This is a genomic window from Salegentibacter holothuriorum (assembly GCF_900168045.1).
GTDB lineage: Bacteria > Bacteroidota > Bacteroidia > Flavobacteriales > Flavobacteriaceae > Salegentibacter > Salegentibacter holothuriorum.
The window spans coordinates 1-15,740 of the sequence record NZ_FUYY01000010.1 but is presented as its reverse complement, the minus strand read 5'-3'; the positions used below and the strand labels follow the sequence as shown (position 1 = coordinate 15,740).

Here is a 15,740-nt window from a genome sequence, read left to right as displayed (position 1 = left end):
AAAATATACACAGATTTATTAGTAACAATATAAAATAGTTAATAAGGATAGCTGTTTAAATACTAAGCTGCGCTTACCTAAGTAATAATTTATTAAATTGATTTTCAATTAATTAATTTGAATACAAAAACGCCCGATAAAAATTTATCGGGCGTTTTAAATAATATTATAACAAGGAAATTATTTTTTCTCCAGCCACTTTCTGGCATTAACAAAAGCTTCAAGCCAGGGACTTACTTTATCATCTTTTCTATCTTTTGGGTAATATGCCCAGTTCCATGGAAAGGTAGAGCGTTCTAAATGTGGCATCATCACCAAATGTCTTCCGGAGTCGTCGGTTAACATTGCCGTGTTATGATTTGAGCCGTTTGGATTCGCAGGATATTTATCGTAACCATATTCTCCCACAATGTTATAACGTTCTTTTTTATAAGGAAAACTAAATTTCCCTTCACCGTGAGCTGCCCAAATTCCCAGTTTACTTCCGGCAAGGCTAGAAAGCATCACAGAATTGTTTTCCATAATTTCTACGGAAGTAAAATTACATTCAAATTTATGAGACGCATTATGAAGCATTTTCGGTTTTTCTTCATGCTCTGGATTTATTAATCCTAATTCTACAAAAAGCTGGCAACCATTACAAACTCCTAAGGATAAAGTATCTTCTCTGTCAAAGAAATTGTCCAGGGCGGTTTTTGCCTTTTGATTATATAAAAACGCTCCTGCCCAGCCTTTAGCACTTCCCAAAACATCAGAATTAGAGAAACCACCAACAGCGGCAATAAATTTAATATCCTCTAAAGTTTCCCTGCCTGAGATCAAATCGGTCATATGTACATCTTTAACGTCAAATCCGGCAAGATGCATTGCACGAGCCATTTCACGTTCAGAATTAGAACCTTTTTCACGAATAATGGCAGCTTTTATTTTCTTCTTATCACTTCCGGCATCGTTGAGAAGTCCCGTGAAGTTTTCCGGGAATTTAAATTCCAGTGGCTGATTTTTATAATTATTAAATCGCTCTGTTGCTTTGTCTACGCCACTTTGCTTTTGATCTAAAAGAAAGGAGGTCTTATACCAGGTATCTCTTAATTGATCTATATTGAAACTAAAATTTTCCGAGCCATTTTTAATCTTAAGGGTGTTTTCTTCAGTAACACTTCCAATTTTAAAGAATTCAACTTTATTATCACTTAATACTTTTTCGGCTGTTTCGTCTTTTGCCTGGAAGACAATTCCGCAGTTTTCATTAAACAGCAATTTAACACTGTCTTTTTCATTTAAGGCTGAAAGATCTAGATTGGCACCAAGATTATTATCAGCAAAACACATTTCCAAAAGCGTTGTGATTAATCCACCTGAGGCCACATCGTGCCCGGCAAGAATTAAATCCTGCTTTATTAATCCTTGGATATTATAAAAAGCATCGGCAAATTTCTTATCATCTTTTATGGTAGGTACTTCTTTTCCAACTTTGTTCAAAATTTGCGCAAAAGAAGATCCGCCAAGTTTAAAATTATCCTGAGATAAATTAATATAATAGATGTCGCCTCCATTTTTTTGCAAAACAGGTTCTACTACTTTAGTAATATCATCACAATGTCCGGCTGCCGAAATAATAACCGTTCCAGGAGAAAGTACTTCGCCGTCTTTATAACGTTGTTTCATGGAAAGAGAATCCTTTCCGGTAGGAACATTTATTCCAAGCGAGATCGCAAAATCTGAAACTCCCTGCACAGCTTCATAAAGCCTGGCATCTTCACCTTCATTATTACACGGCCACATCCAATTTGCCGAAAGCGAGATAGATTTTAAGCCTTTTTCTAGTGGTGCCCAAACAATATTGGAAAGTGCTTCTCCAATAGAATTCTTAGAACCCGCAACCGGATCTACTAATGCAGAAACCGGAGAATGACCAATAGAAGTAGCCACACCTTCTTTTCCATTATAATCCAAAGCCATTACACCACAGTTATTTAGCGGAAGTTGTAATGGTCCTGCAGTTTGTTGTTTGGCTACACGGCCAGTTACACAGCGGTCTACTTTGTTGGTTAACCAATCTTTACAGGCAACAGATTCTAATTGAAGTACTTGTGTTAAATAATCTTTTATATGGTTTGAAGAATAAACTACATCTTCATAAACTCTATTTACCGAGGTATCTTTCATGATGGTCTTTGGTGAACTACCAAACATATCAGAAAGTTCCAGATCCATAGGTTTTTGTTTAGATTTTGAACCTTCAAAAGTAAACTTGTGATCGCCTGTTACGTCTCCAACCTGGTAAATAGGGGAGCGTTCGCGTTCAGAAACCCTACGGAGTATTTCATAATTTTCTCCACCTATAACCAATCCCATTCTTTCCTGAGATTCGTTTCCAATAATTTCTTTTGCGGAAAGTGTAGGGTCGCCAACCGGTAATTTATCAAGGTCTATTTTTCCGCCTGTTTCTTCAACCAACTCACTAAGACAGTTTAAATGTCCGCCAGCACCGTGATCGTGAATGGAAACAATAGGGTTCTCCTCGCTTTCTACCATTCCACGTACCGCATTTGAAGCACGTTTTTGCATTTCGGGGTTGGCTCTTTGAATAGCATTTAACTCAATACCACTTCCAAAAGCTCCGGTATCTGCTGAAGAAACTGCGGCACCGCCCATTCCAATTCGGTAATTTTCACCACCCAGAATTACTATTTTATCATCTTTCTTCGGAATATCCTTTTGTGCCTGGTTGGCTTTGCCATATCCAATTCCGCCGGCCAGCATAATTACTTTATCGTAACCTAAACTTCTTTGATGCTCTTTATGCTCAAAAGTAAGTACAGAACCAGAAATTAAGGGTTGCCCGAATTTATTTCCGAAATCTGAAGCTCCGTTAGAAGCTTTTATCAAAATATCCATTGGGGTTTGGTACAACCAATCCCGCTCTTTCATTCCATTTTCCCATTTTCGGTCTTCTTCAAGTCTTGAATAGGAAGTCATATAAACAGCGGTTCCTGCTAATGGTAAAGAACCTTTTCCACCGGCAAGTCTATCTCGAATTTCACCACCGCTTCCAGTTGCTGCACCATTAAAAGGCTCTACTGTAGTTGGGAAATTATGGGTTTCGGCTTTTATAGAAATAACCGAATCAAAATCTTTGTTCTCATAAAATTCGGGAACGTCTGGAAGTTTTGGAGCAAACTGCTGTACTCTTGGTCCATTAATAAAGGCCACATTATCTTTATATGCCGAAACTATTTCATTCGGATTCTTTTCAGAAGTTTTTCTAATAAGTTTAAATAATGAACTTGGTTTTTCTTCGCCATCAATCACAAAAGTGCCATTAAAAATTTTGTGACGGCAATGTTCAGAATTCACCTGTGAAAATCCAAATACTTCAGAATCGGTGAGTTTTCTGCCTAATTTGTTGGCCAAGCCTTCCAAATAAGCAACCTCTTCTGCATTAAGCGCGAGACCTTCCTGTTGGTTGTATGCCGCAATATCATCGATTTCAATGATTGGCTCGGGATTAATGTGAATATCAAAAATATCCTGATCCAGGCCTTCGTATTTTTGGGAAATCATTGGATCAAAATCGTGATAATTCTTATCTATTCGTAAGAACTCCTCAATCCTGATAATTCCATGAACTCCCATGTTTTCGGTTATTTCAACCGCGTTGGTACTCCAGGGAGTGATCATTGCTGCTCGGGGTCCAACAAAAAAATCTGCCAGTGCAGATTTATTGATTTGTTGTGTATTTCCAAAAAGCCAGTTTAGTTTCGTGATGTCTTGAGCCGTAAGATTAGTATGCGTTTCTACCGCAAAAACCTTAGTGGCTTGGTCTCCAAAGAAAAGGATCATTCTATGTTGTTTTGTGTTGTTCGAGAAAGCACAAATTTAGGTTTTTTAAAGGAAATATTTCAGGAAGTTTGTGCAGAAAATCTAGAAAAGGATTTTGCCACGAATTTACTCGATAATCGAGATTGAATGCTCCGAGGCTTGCCTCGAAATCAAATTATATTTTTCAATATTAATGCTTCGTGAGCTTGCTCCGAAGTAGCTTACAAATCGATTTTTATTTTTAAGTATTGCTCCTGTAAATTACCGTCATCGCGAAGGAGTCTTTTCAGGTAACTGCGGGAATCTGTACTTTTTTGAGAAAGTTCCTTTTAGATAGGCGGGTTACTAAAGTCAAAAGTTTACTGCGCTTGTTCCTCGCATAACTCTTTGCCCTTTTCTTATTTAATAGCTACCCAATTCATCTACATTATTCATATCAAAAACTTCCCAATCTTCTGAATTATACTCAAGGGATGGTTCGGTAATAGATTTCTTTCTTCTAAGAGTTTGATCTTTGGCAAAATCCTTAGAATTATTATGCGTTCCAATGATATCTATTAATTCACCATTTTTAAAGAGGCCAATAGGATCGTTACCATTAAAATCTAAAGGTGCCCCGGTTTTTAATTGATGGGCTTTAGCAGTGATTTCAGAAATATCTGCAGACTCATTACTTATAATAAAAGTTTCGGTATGGGCAATGTTTCCTTGAAGTATAACTTCCCCCATCCAGTCTCCGGAACCATTGGATTGTTTTTTAATAGAATAAGCTTCAGCCTCCAGATTGATTTTCTCTCCTGTGAGATTTACAATTTCAAGTGCCTTATTAAAAGAACTGCCTTCTAAATATTCTGAAAAGAAGATTTCGGTTGAAAAGTTATTCTCCGGCGGAATTTCTTCAGGAATTGAAGCATCATCTGCGGCACAGGAATAAATGAGGATCGAGAGAAGTAGAAAGTAATATTTTTTCATTAGAAATCAATTTCAGGGAAAATAGTTGGATTTTACCTGAAATTGATTCGATTAAGGAATTTGGGTAAAATCCCTAGGCTTTTTTCTCTAAAAGGGCCATGTAGAAACCATCAAAACCGGTTTCAGATGATAATATTTTCTGATCTTTAAGTAATTTGAATTTTTTCCCTTCTTCGGTATTCTTTAGGAAATTTTCTACTTGCTTCTCGTTTTCAGAAGGTAAAACCGAACAGGTTGCGTAAACCATTTTTCCGCCCGGTTTTACAATACGCGAGTAAGTTTCGATTATTTCGGCCTGGGTTTTTATAAGCCTGTCTATAAATTCCGGTTGCAATTTCCATTTAGCATCTGGATTCCTGCTTAAAACACCGAGTCCGCTACAAGGAGAATCTATTAATACGCGATCTGCGGTTTCATAAAGTTTTTTGATCACTTTGGTAGAATCAATAGCACGCGGATCTATATTATGTGCACCGGCACGTTTGGCACGGCGTTTAAGTTCTTTTAGTTTATTTCCGTAGATATCTGTAGCAATAATCTGGCCTTTGTTTTCCATTAAAGCCGCAAGGTGAAGTGTCTTCCCGCCGGCACCCGCGCAGGTGTCTACCACACGCATTCCGGGTTTTACTTCAAGAAATTCAGCTACTAATTGAGAAGATGCGTCCTGTACTTCAAAGAAACCGTCTTTAAAAGCCTGGGTTCTAAAAACGTTTCCACGTTCTTCCAGTTTTAAAGCGCTTTTATATCCTTTTAAAGGTTCAGAAATTATTTCTTCATCTTTAAGAACACTACGTAATTTATCTTTGGTGGTTTTTAAGGTATTGGCTCTAAGAATTACCGGTGCATGTAAATTAAGGGCAGCAATTTCTTTTTCCCATACTTTTTGTCCAAGTTCTTTTACTCCAAGTTCATCCATCCAATCTGGAATAGATTCACGGTATTTTCTAATCTTACTTAGGCTATCAAATTTCCCTTTAATTCTTCGGGTAGGGGTGCCTTCAAATTGTGGCCAGTCTGGCAAAGTAATACCACGCAAAGTAGCCCAAACTGTAAATAATCGAAATAAATTTTCACGATCAAAGGGTTCTTTTACTTCCGCTATTTCAGCATAAAGTCTTTTCCAGCGAACAATGTCGTAAACGGTTTCTGCAATAAAACTACGGTCTCTAGAGCCCCAACGTTTATCACGTTTTAAGGTTTGCTCAATGACCTTATCGGCATATTTACCATTATTAAAAATTTCATTTAAGGCATCCATGGTCGCAAAAACCAAATTCCTGTGTAACCGCATAATTAAATTTTGAATTTGCAAAGGTATGTTTTTTACTCGATAATTGAGATTTAAATGCGTACAGGCTTTTCTGGATAATAAAGTGATACTACTTTTAGCTGCTTTGGGAGATTAGTATGAGGTAATTTGTTCTGGAAAATTTACCTTTGGCCGGATTAAAAGAATAATTAAAACTCCACCTATGAACCGACTTATAGTTTTTTGCCTGATTTTAGTATTTAGTAGCTGTAAAAATAAGAATGAAGCTGAAAATAAAGTAGTCAAAAAATCTGAAATCAATTTTTCCTCAGTAGAAATTGAAACTATACTTGAAGATGATTCTCTTAGTATTCGAGCTATAGAAATAATTGGAAATAACCTTGCTTTTGCCGCCAATGGAGGAACTTTTGGAATGTATAATTTTCAAAATAAAAACTGGCGAATCAATACTCAAAATTATGATACTCTGGTGCCTGAATATAGGGCCGTAGCTGCTACAGATAACGATTTTTTTATGCTAAGCGTGGGAAGTCCTGCCTTACTATATAAAACGGGAGATTCTGGTGCTATGGAGTTGGTATATAAAGAAGAACACGAAAAAGCCTTTTATGATGCTATGGCCTTTTGGAATAATAAGGAAGGAATTGCGATGGGCGATCCTACCGATGATTGTATTTCAATAATCATTACCCGTAACGGAGGAAAAACCTGGGAAAAATTAAACTGTTATCTGTTACCGGAAGTTATTGAAGGGGAAGCAGCTTTTGCGGCGAGTAATTCCAATATTGCTATTAAGGGCGATAAGACATGGATTTTATCTGGCGGAATTACATCGCGTGTATATTTTTCGCCTGATAAAGGTGAGACCTGGGAGGTTTTTACTACTCTGTTGCTAGACGGCAAAGAGACCACAGGTGGATATACCCTGGATTTTTACGATGAAAATTTTGGAATTATTATGGGTGGCGATTATACCAATCCTGAAGGAAATACAGGGAATAAAGCTATTACAAAAGATGGCGGTAAAACCTGGGAATTGATTGCAGAAGGGCAGGAGCCAGGCTATAAAAGCAGTGTTCGATTTGTACCAAATAGCAAAGGAGAGAAAATAATTGCTACCGGATTTAGCGGAATTTCATTTTCTAAAGATTCCGGGGAAAACTGGATGGAACTTTCTAATGAAGGTTTTTATACGCTGAGATTTAAAAGTGATTCAGTTGCTTATGCCGCGGGGAAAGGAAGAATTGCAAAACTAACTTTTAGATAAAAAGAATCCCGGAAGACCTAAACCAACCGGGATACTAACTACTAACTAACCAAAAAACTAAACTTTACTCGATAATCGAGGTTTAAATGTTCGGATTCAACAAGGCATCCTATTCTTCTTCCTGCTTTTCGCGCTCTTTACGGGCGCGGTATTCTTTAATTAATTTCTTATGAAATTCATCTTCCAGTTTATGAAGATTAATAATTTCCTGGGCAGACATTATTTCTCTTAAATCTTTAAAAAGCTTTTCTTTAAGTACATAATCCTGCTTTTCTATCGCTACATATTCCTCTAACATATCTTCAGCTTCATTTTCAGTAATGCATTCCAGATTAGGAAGATCTCTATGCTCTCGTTTTCTTAGCTCGTGTAAATTAGATTCATATTCGTTATAAATTGGCCAGAACTTTTGCGCTTTATTCTTGTCAAGGTTTAATTCTTGCGTAAAAAATGCGGTTTTTAATTCCTTAATTTTCTCACGATGACTATCATGTTTCTCCTGTGATTGCATTTGCCACAATCCAGAAAACATCAATAATATTATAAGTAGGGTTTTCATATTAATCTTCATCTAAAATATATAGGGGTTCTTCTAAATTTTCATCAAGATAATTCATCATCGCCTCAGAGTCTACTTTATCTAAATCGGTATCATCTACTATATAACCTTGTTGAAAAATGTAATTTGAAATTTCACCGGTAGAGAGATCTATATTATTATTGTCTATATAGCTCTCCATCACAGAAAGTTCTACGTTTTCCCAACTGGTTTGGGTTTCAGGATTTATATAAAAGGTACTGGCAAAAGCAATAACCATTGCTGCTATGCTCGCTGCATAAAGGAAAACTTCTTTGGTAACCAATTTGCGTACTTTAGGTTCACCTTGAGTTGCTTTTTTAAGTAACTCATCTTCCATTCCATCAAAATATCCTTTTGGCGCTGTAAAACCTGTTGATTTTTTCTCCCCCAGATCTTCCGAAAGCTTCATGGTTTCCAGCAATTCCTGTTCAAAACCCTCAAAGTAGCCTTGGGGAGCTTTAAAACCTGACTTGGGATTATATGATATTTTATCTTTCTTCATTTGTATATTTGACTATAAAAAGTACAAAAGGTTTAATTTGTTTTTAAGTATTCTTCTATTTTTTTGGAAGCATGGTGGTAGGAAGCTTTAAGCGCTCCTTCACTTGTTTCAAGAATTTCAGACATTTCCCTATATTTTAATTCCTGAAAATATCTCATGTTAAATACCTGTTGCTGCTTTGCAGGAAGACTGGCAATCGCTTTTTGTAATTTTAGCTGAATTTCATCACCTTCAAAATAAACATCACTTTCTAAATTAGCAATAAGCTGTTGCTGTAAATCTTCTGAAGAAATTTGGTTGCGCTTAGCTCGTTTGTTTAAAAAACTAATTGTCTCATTAGTGGCAATTCTATACATCCAGGAAAATAATTTGCTCTCTCCTTTAAAATTATGAATATTTTTAAAAACTTTAATAAAGGTATTTTGAAGTACATCATGCGTGTCCTCATGGTCTTTGACCATGTTACGTATATGCCAGTATAAACGCTCTTTGTATAAAGATATTAGTTCTTTAAAAGCTTCTGAAGAAGTTTTTTTATCCTGCAGGCGTTTAATAAGTAGATTTTCGGACGTTTTCAAAGGGACGCTAGTCTTAATAAATTGGTGAATCCCGAGTAACGGAAATCAAAGGTACTTAAAACTTTATTCTTCTTAAAGTCAGTCTATAAAAGAATTTGAATCCAAAATTCACGCAATAGCACCTAGATTTAATCGATAAAATGCATAAAAAATAGATAAAAAGCACTTTTTGTTTGGTAGATAGGTTTTTCTAATCTATATTTACAGTATTAGAATGATTTAATATTTTTTGCCCCAAACAAAATCGAGTTAAATCTTTTATTCTTATTTGCCCCAAAATGAGAATAGTTTTAAAAAAGGATAGAGTATACTCTGTCCTTTTTTTATGCTCAAATCTTAAACTGTGAAAATTTTACTAAAAGATTTATTAAAACTATATAGAGGTAAATTTCTATGTATATTTTTATGAAATAAATAAATTTTATAATGAGAAATATATTTATAATTCCGGTTATGTTATTATTTGCCATTCAGGTAGAGGCGCAGCAACAAAGCCATCCAGTTGTGGTGGGAGATGTTCTGGTGATTAATCAAAATGGTGATCAGGATTTTGAATCTTTAGATTTACCAAAGGCTAATTTTATTATTAAAAAAGGTGGAATCGCCAATTATAAGAGTTTGATTGGTAAAAGGGTAGAAGTGGCAGAAGTTGCTACCAACGATGTAGGGGAAACTACCGTAATTTTAAAAAGGGAAGATGGAGGAAAATTCTTTCGTACCCATATCTTTATCAGTGCTAATATAGATGAAGCACTTAAAAACGGAGAGTTGATTCTGTAGAAATAAGAATCATTGAAATAAAAAAAGCTGTCTGGGAAATTCTTAGACAGCTTTTATATTTTATTAATCTAATCAAAAGACTGCATCTCTACCAGTTTTTGATAGGTGCCTTTTTGTGCTAGTAATTCCAGGTGTTTTCCCTGTTCTACAATTTCTCCACGATGCAGTACAATAATTTTATCGGCATTTTGAATCGTTGAAAGTCTATGGGCAATAACGATAGAAGTTCTGTTCTTCATCATATTCTCCAGTGCTTTCTGTACTAATTTTTCGCTTTCTGTATCTAATGCAGAAGTAGCTTCATCGAGTATCATTATGGGCGGGTTTTTAAGAACCGCACGAGCAATAGAAAGGCGTTGTTTCTGCCCACCACTCAATTTATTACCACTATCTCCAATATTAGTTTCAAGTCCCTCGGGAAGCTCTTTAACAAACTCCCACGCATTGGCTATTTTTAAAGCTTCAATAATTTCATCTTCGGTAGCATTATCTTTTCCTAAAGCGATATTATTTTTTACCGTGTCGTTAAAAAGTATAGAATCCTGGGTTACAAGTCCCATTAAATTACGAAGTGACTTTTTGGTAATTCCTTTAATATTATTCCCATCCAGCTTTATTTCTCCTTCGTTAACATCATAAAAACGTGTTATAAGGTTGGCAATGGTAGATTTTCCACTACCAGATTGGCCTACAAGCGCAACCATTTTTCCTTTTTCAACCTGCATAGAGAAATTCTTTAGCACATTCTCTTTCTCATACCTAAAGTTGATGTTATCTACTTCAATAGTATTATCAAAACTTTCTTTTTTCACTGCATTTCTATCATCCTTTATCGTCGATTCTGTTTCCAAAATTTCCAGGATTCGCTCTGCACTGGCATTTCCTTTTTGGATAGAGTATGTTGCTTTAGAGATTGCTTTTGCCGGTGTTAAAATATTGTAGGTTAACACTAGAAATCCTATAAAAGTTTCAGGCTCTAATGTATTATCAAATAATACCATTCGCCCACCAAACCATAAAACGATTGTGATTACAACAACGCCTAAAAACTCACTCATAGGTGACGCCAGATTCTGGCGATGTAAAAGCGTGTTTAAAATTTGATTTAAACGCCCCGTACTGCTATAAAATTTCCTTTTGAATTTATCTTCAGCATTAAAGCCTTTAATAATTTTTAAGCTTGAAAGTGATTCTTCAACTATGGTGAGGAAATTTGCATTTTCCTGTTGCGCCTGGGTTGATTGTGATTTGAGTTTTTTCCCAATGGTAGAAATTAGTAATCCTGAAATAGGCAAAAAGACCAAAACAAAAAGAGTAAGTTTAGGGCTAAGTGCAATCATTGCTACCAATGTAAATATCAGCGTAAGCGGTTCTTTTACAAATAGCTCCAACATGCTTAAGAATGAAGTTTGAATTTCCTGGACATCACTGGTAATTCGGGAAATAAAATCTCCTTTTCTTTTTTCAGAAAAATAGGAAACCGGTAAATCTACAATCTTATCGTAAATACGGTTTCTTATGTCCTTAAGCATTCCGTTTCTAAGATTAGCAATAAAATAGAGTGCCAGGTAATTGAAGAGATTTTTAAGGAAAAACAGCACGATTACAGTAATACAAATGCTAACCAGCGCTGCAAGCTGGCCATATTCTTCCACCTGTTGATTTAAAAAGTAATTGGAATAATCATTAGCGAAATCTTTTATATTGCCAAAATTTCCATCCCAATTCGGTTTTACTTTTACAGGCTTTTCCTGTCCAAATAAAACCCTAAGCATGGGGATAAAAGAAATAAACGCCAGGGTGCTAAATAGCGCGTAGAAAACGTTACTAATAATATTAAGTATTGCATAAGTCTTGTAAGGCTTTGCAAACTGGAGGATCTTTTTTAAATAAGTCATAGGTGTGAGCGATTAGCTCAGTTGTAATTCATTTTTAATTCGCTGAATCTTATCGGCAAGTTTCGCATTTTCAACTTCAAAATCTTCAACTTTATCCAATTGGGAATTAACGCTGAAATAGAATTTTATTTTTGGTTCTGTACCGCTAGGTCTTGCAGCGATTTTTGTTCCATTTTCGGTATAGTAGATTAGTACATTAGATTTTGGAATATTTAGTTTTTCTTCACCGCGCTCCTGAAGATTTTTTGCTATTGAGGTGTGGTAATCTTCAATAAGTACTACTTTTTCTCCGTCTATCTCTTTCCATGGATTTGCTCTAAGGTCTATTAGCATTTGCTTTATTTCTGCTTCTCCTTCAATGCCTTTTTTCACTAAAGAAGTGAGCTCTTCTCGATAAAGACCGTGTTCGGTATAAAGTTTTAGCAATTGTTCGTAGAAAGAACTTCCCTGTGCTTTCATTTGTGCAGCTATCTCACAGGCAAGAAGCGTTGCAGTTGCTGCATCTTTATCACGTACAAAGTCACCTACCATATAACCAAAACTTTCTTCACCACCGCCAACAAAATCAAGCTCTGGATTATCTTTTATCAATTTGGCGATCCATTTAAATCCGGTTAAAACTTCGTGATATTGTGCGCCGTAGGCTTCAATAATATTTTTAAGCATTGGCGTAGAAACAATCGTAGAAGCAACAAAGGAGTTTTTAGAAAGCTTGTTTTGTTCCTTATGTTTTTCAAGTAAAAACCAGGTCATCATTAACATGGTTTGGTTTCCATTAAGGAGAATCATCTTTCCGTTTAGATCGCGCACAGCAACTCCAAGCCGGTCACCATCGGGATCTGTGCCAATTACAATATCGGCATTCTTTTCTTCGGCAAGGTCTAATGCCATTTTTAAGGCTTCCGGTTCTTCTGGATTAGGTGATTTTACCGTTGGGAAATTTCCGTTAGGCTCCTTTTGTTCCTCTACAAGAAAAACATTTTTATAGCCTGCTTTTTCTAAAATCTGCGGATTGGTTTTACAAGCCGTTCCGTGCAGGGAGGTGAAAACGATTTTTAATTCGTCTTTAGCTGTAGAAGGAGTGTCAAAACTCCCATTAGCTACTGAAGCTTTTTGAAATGCATCATCTACGTCATTATCTATCTTATGAATAAATTCTGGCTTTGCTCCAAAATTAACCTCGTTATACTCCAGCTTATTAATAATATCTACAAGTTTAGTGTCTTGCGGCGGTACCAATTGGCCACCATCCTGCCAGTACACTTTATAACCATTATATTCCGGTGGGTTGTGGCTAGCGGTTAATACGATCCCGGCGTGACAATCAAGATACTTAACAGCGAAAGAAAGCTCTGGTGTTGGTCTTAATTCTGAAAATAAATAAACCTCAATCTCGTTAGCCGAAAATACTTCAGCCACCATTTGCGCCAACTCTTTAGAGTTATTTCTACAATCGTAAGCGATGGCTACTTTTAACTTTTCTCCTTTAAATTCAGCTTTCAACAAATTAGAAAGCCCCTGGGTATTTTTTCCAAGCGTATATTTATTGATCCTGTTGGTGCCTACGCCCATAATTCCACGCATACCACCGGTGCCAAAAGCTGCATTTTTATAAAAAGATTCCTCTAGTTCTTTTGGGTTGTTTTCTATAAGGTTGTTGATCTCTTTTTGGGTGTCTTCGTCAAATATATTGGTGAGCCAGGCTTTAGCCTTAGCCAGGATTTCTGGTTTATTTTGAGCCATAATTTTATGTTTAGAGAAACAAAAATAAGGATTAATGCCTTAATGGCATTATAAATTAGGAGTGGTTTTATTGATTAAATAGCGTTCTTTTTCCCGCTTGGAGCGTAAAATGAGTTCGCCTAGAAAACCGGCAAGGAAAAGTTGAGAACCAATTATCATTACCGCCAGGGCAATGTAAAACCAGGGATTTGAGGTTACTAAAACATTGGGTAAGCCGTGGTAGAGTTTGTAGAGTTTAGATATGCCAATCCAACCGGCAGAGATGAAACCGAACATAAACATAAGCACTCCCAAAGCACCAAAAAGGTGCATAGGTCTCCTGCCAAATTTGGAAAGGAACCAAATACTAATAAGGTCTAAAAAGCCATTAAGAAAACGTTCTGCACCAAATTTTGTTTTTCCGAATTTCCTGGCCTGATGCTTTACTTCCTTTTCGGTAATTTTTGAATAGCCTGCATTTTTTGCCAAAACCGGAATATAGCGATGCATCTCGCCGTAAACATCAATATTCTTGATCACTTCTTTTCGGTAAGCTTTAAGTCCGCAATTAAAATCATGCAGTTTTACTCCAGAAGTTTTTCTTGCGGCTGCATTAAAGATTTTAGAAGGAATATTTTTTGAAATTACCGAATCGTAGCGTTTCTTTTTCCAACCGGAAACCAGGTCGTAACCTTTCTCTTTTATAAGTTGATAGAGTTCGGGGATTTCTTCGGGATTATCCTGTAGATCGGCATCCATGGTAATAATCACATCTCCCTGGGCTCTTAAGAAACCGGCGTGTAAAGCCTGTGATTTTCCGTAGTTTCTATTAAATTTGATTCCCTTAACCGCCTTGTCGTTATTTACAAGAGCTTCAATGGTTTTCCAGGAATTATCGGTACTGCCATCGTCAATAAAAATGATCTCGTGTGAAAAGGAATTGGATCGCATTACTTTTGCGATCCAATTATATAATTCAGTTAAAGATTGTTCTTCGTTTAAAAGAGGAATAACGACGGAAATCTGCATTACGTTTTTATTGATGAGCTGGATTTTCTCTTTTTAGAAATAATCCTGTAATTAGTGATATTATGAACCCGAAAAATAAACTTGTTACTAAAGTCATAGTTGCGAAAAACCACGGACTAATAAACATTTTTGTCATTTCCAGGGCTTGGGATTGCTGAGATTCAGGTATGTTTTGTTCTGACATTTGTAAAACTGCTTCATCATACTTCATCTCTGCAAACTCAGGATATACAAAGCTATAATGAATATATGAATAAATGGCAGCAATTACTCCACTTATTACCGCTACAGCTAACCCAACCTTTAAGGCCTCTTTGATGCTTAAAAATCCACTATTATTTTGTTTGAATTTTTTGATTGCCAGAACAAATATAGTTATTGAAACAAAAGCGTTTAGTGTTCCAACTATCCAATTATCTTCAGCTACATTAAATGCATAGATAAGCACAAGAACCAGGATAGAATAAAATGCGAGAACTATTCCATAAGGATAAGCAACCGATTTAATTGAGGTAGAATTTTCCATAATTTATGATTGTTTAGTTATAACCGGTTAGTGCGCAAATATAAGAAAACGTTACATTGCATAAGAATTAAAAATATTTTTGTCTAATCCTTGTTTATATAATTGAATTACTTAAATTTGCACCTCCAAAATTAAAAGAACTAAAGCGATGAAGCAGGGAATCCATCCGGAAAATTATAGATTAGTAGCATTTAAAGATATGTCTAACGAAGATGTATTCATTACTAAATCTACCGCAAACACTAAAGAAACAATAGAAGTAGACGGTACAGAATATCCACTTATTAAGTTGGAGATCTCCAGAACTTCTCACCCATACTACACCGGGCAAACCAAATTGGTTGATAGCGCTGGTCGTATTGACAAGTTTAAAAACAAGTACAAGAAATTTAAGAAATAAGTTTTTTGTTATATATAATTGCAAAAAGTCGTCTTTTTTAAGACGACTTTTTTGTGTTTAATTGGTCTCAAAATAGGGATTTAAACCCTGCAATTTTATTGCAGAACTTTAGTATTGCGAAAAAATCCATATTTTCGGACTATGAGTTATCAGCGAAAAGGCTCTCATACTGTTAGTCATTTGACTTGTCATGTTGTTTGGGTTACCAAATATCGATACAAAGTTCTTCGGGGTGATATACAAGTGCGTTGTCGAGATGTTTTAATCCAAATCTGTGAAGCAGAGGGAATAGAAATATTAAAAGGAGTCGTTAGTTCTGATCATGTCCACATGCATATTGAATATGCTCCGAAATTAAATGTAAGCACCATCTTAAAGAAGTTAAAAGGTA

Annotated in this window: 14 protein-coding genes; 4 read left to right on the top strand and 10 right to left on the bottom strand. The window is 35.9% G+C overall.

Going from position 1 to position 15,740, the window contains the following annotated elements:
- Window positions 1-180: 180 nt before the first annotated feature.
- The 3 genes from purL to B5X51_RS15025 form a co-directional block, all read right to left on the bottom strand.
- Window positions 181-3,846 (bottom strand): phosphoribosylformylglycinamidine synthase, encoded by a 3,666-nt coding sequence (gene purL / locus B5X51_RS15035; RefSeq protein ID WP_079722017.1) that lies wholly within the window; start codon window positions 3,844-3,846, stop codon window positions 181-183.
- Between the two features lie 381 nt (window positions 3,847-4,227).
- Complete coding sequence (locus tag B5X51_RS15030; RefSeq protein WP_079722016.1) at window positions 4,228-4,797, bottom strand: lamin tail domain-containing protein; 570 nt, start codon at window positions 4,795-4,797, stop codon at window positions 4,228-4,230.
- 73 nt (window positions 4,798-4,870) lie between these two features.
- A complete protein-coding gene (locus B5X51_RS15025; protein ID WP_079722015.1) occupies window positions 4,871-6,088 on the bottom strand; it encodes an RsmB/NOP family class I SAM-dependent RNA methyltransferase in 1,218 nt (405 codons plus the stop codon).
- Window positions 6,089-6,269: 181 nt separating this feature from the next.
- Between B5X51_RS15025 and B5X51_RS15020 the strand changes: the two genes are divergently transcribed.
- The gene (locus tag B5X51_RS15020) at window positions 6,270-7,334 is read left to right on the top strand and encodes a WD40/YVTN/BNR-like repeat-containing protein (protein WP_079722014.1); all 1,065 of its coding nucleotides are present in this window, start codon (window positions 6,270-6,272) and stop codon (window positions 7,332-7,334) included.
- 109 nt (window positions 7,335-7,443) lie between these two features.
- Here B5X51_RS15020 and B5X51_RS15015 read toward each other — a convergent pair whose 3' ends face one another.
- The 3 genes from B5X51_RS15015 to B5X51_RS15005 are packed head-to-tail and all read right to left on the bottom strand — an operon-like array spanning window position 7,444 to window position 8,994.
- Window positions 7,444-7,905, bottom strand: coding sequence for a hypothetical protein (locus B5X51_RS15015; RefSeq protein WP_245828761.1), 462 nt, complete (start codon window positions 7,903-7,905; stop codon window positions 7,444-7,446).
- The gene (locus tag B5X51_RS15010) at window positions 7,895-8,416 is read right to left on the bottom strand and encodes a hypothetical protein (protein ID WP_079722013.1); all 522 of its coding nucleotides are present in this window, start codon (window positions 8,414-8,416) and stop codon (window positions 7,895-7,897) included. The genes B5X51_RS15015 and B5X51_RS15010 overlap by 11 nt, the downstream gene beginning before the upstream one ends.
- Before the next feature lie 32 nt (window positions 8,417-8,448).
- Complete coding sequence (locus B5X51_RS15005) at window positions 8,449-8,994, bottom strand: RNA polymerase sigma factor (RefSeq protein ID WP_079722012.1); 546 nt, start codon at window positions 8,992-8,994, stop codon at window positions 8,449-8,451.
- Between the two features lie 426 nt (window positions 8,995-9,420).
- Here B5X51_RS15005 and B5X51_RS15000 point away from each other — a divergent pair, with 426 nt between their 5' ends.
- Entirely contained in the window at window positions 9,421-9,774 is a 354-nt protein-coding gene (locus tag B5X51_RS15000) for a hypothetical protein (protein ID WP_079722011.1), read from the top strand.
- Between the two features lie 68 nt (window positions 9,775-9,842).
- Here B5X51_RS15000 and B5X51_RS14995 read toward each other — a convergent pair whose 3' ends face one another.
- From B5X51_RS14995 to B5X51_RS14980, 4 genes are read right to left on the bottom strand one after another with little or no spacing between them, the layout of a single operon-like run.
- A complete protein-coding gene (locus B5X51_RS14995; protein ID WP_079722010.1) occupies window positions 9,843-11,672 on the bottom strand; it encodes an ABC transporter ATP-binding protein in 1,830 nt (609 codons plus the stop codon).
- Between the two features lie 12 nt (window positions 11,673-11,684).
- Complete coding sequence (locus B5X51_RS14990; protein WP_079722009.1) at window positions 11,685-13,415, bottom strand: phospho-sugar mutase; 1,731 nt, start codon at window positions 13,413-13,415, stop codon at window positions 11,685-11,687.
- A gap of 48 nt (window positions 13,416-13,463) precedes the next feature.
- Window positions 13,464-14,423: a glycosyltransferase family 2 protein gene (locus B5X51_RS14985; RefSeq protein WP_079722008.1), complete on the bottom strand. Its 960-nt coding sequence runs from the start codon at window positions 14,421-14,423 to the stop codon at window positions 13,464-13,466.
- A gap of 7 nt (window positions 14,424-14,430) precedes the next feature.
- Complete coding sequence (locus tag B5X51_RS14980) at window positions 14,431-14,949, bottom strand: DUF4199 domain-containing protein (protein WP_079722007.1); 519 nt, start codon at window positions 14,947-14,949, stop codon at window positions 14,431-14,433.
- A gap of 148 nt (window positions 14,950-15,097) precedes the next feature.
- Between B5X51_RS14980 and B5X51_RS14975 the strand changes: the two genes are divergently transcribed.
- Complete coding sequence (locus B5X51_RS14975; protein ID WP_079722006.1) at window positions 15,098-15,349, top strand: type B 50S ribosomal protein L31; 252 nt, start codon at window positions 15,098-15,100, stop codon at window positions 15,347-15,349.
- A gap of 141 nt (window positions 15,350-15,490) precedes the next feature.
- Window positions 15,491-15,740: IS200/IS605 family transposase (gene tnpA, locus B5X51_RS14970; protein ID WP_139374908.1), on the top strand; the 250-nt coding region annotated here is incomplete at its 3' end.

What these genes read in the sequence shown, in the direction of transcription:
- B5X51_RS14975 (WP_079722006.1), top strand. Translation starts at nt 15,098, where the DNA reads ATGAAGCAGGGAATCCATCCGGAAAATTATAGATTAGTAGCATTTAAA.
- B5X51_RS15000 (WP_079722011.1), top strand. Translation starts at nt 9,421, where the DNA reads ATGAGAAATATATTTATAATTCCGGTTATGTTATTATTTGCCATTCAG.
- B5X51_RS14990 (WP_079722009.1), bottom strand. Translation starts at nt 13,415, where the DNA reads ATGGCTCAAAATAAACCAGAAATCCTGGCTAAGGCTAAAGCCTGGCTC.
- B5X51_RS15025 (WP_079722015.1), bottom strand. Translation starts at nt 6,088, where the DNA reads ATGCGGTTACACAGGAATTTGGTTTTTGCGACCATGGATGCCTTAAAT.
- B5X51_RS15030 (WP_079722016.1), bottom strand. Translation starts at nt 4,797, where the DNA reads ATGAAAAAATATTACTTTCTACTTCTCTCGATCCTCATTTATTCCTGT.
- B5X51_RS14980 (WP_079722007.1), bottom strand. Translation starts at nt 14,949, where the DNA reads ATGGAAAATTCTACCTCAATTAAATCGGTTGCTTATCCTTATGGAATA.
- B5X51_RS15020 (WP_079722014.1), top strand. Translation starts at nt 6,270, where the DNA reads ATGAACCGACTTATAGTTTTTTGCCTGATTTTAGTATTTAGTAGCTGT.
- B5X51_RS14985 (WP_079722008.1), bottom strand. Translation starts at nt 14,423, where the DNA reads ATGCAGATTTCCGTCGTTATTCCTCTTTTAAACGAAGAACAATCTTTA.
- purL (WP_079722017.1), bottom strand. Translation starts at nt 3,846, where the DNA reads ATGATCCTTTTCTTTGGAGACCAAGCCACTAAGGTTTTTGCGGTAGAA.
- B5X51_RS14995 (WP_079722010.1), bottom strand. Translation starts at nt 11,672, where the DNA reads ATGACTTATTTAAAAAAGATCCTCCAGTTTGCAAAGCCTTACAAGACT.
- B5X51_RS15015 (WP_245828761.1), bottom strand. Translation starts at nt 7,905, where the DNA reads ATGAAGATTAATATGAAAACCCTACTTATAATATTATTGATGTTTTCT.
- B5X51_RS15010 (WP_079722013.1), bottom strand. Translation starts at nt 8,416, where the DNA reads ATGAAGAAAGATAAAATATCATATAATCCCAAGTCAGGTTTTAAAGCT.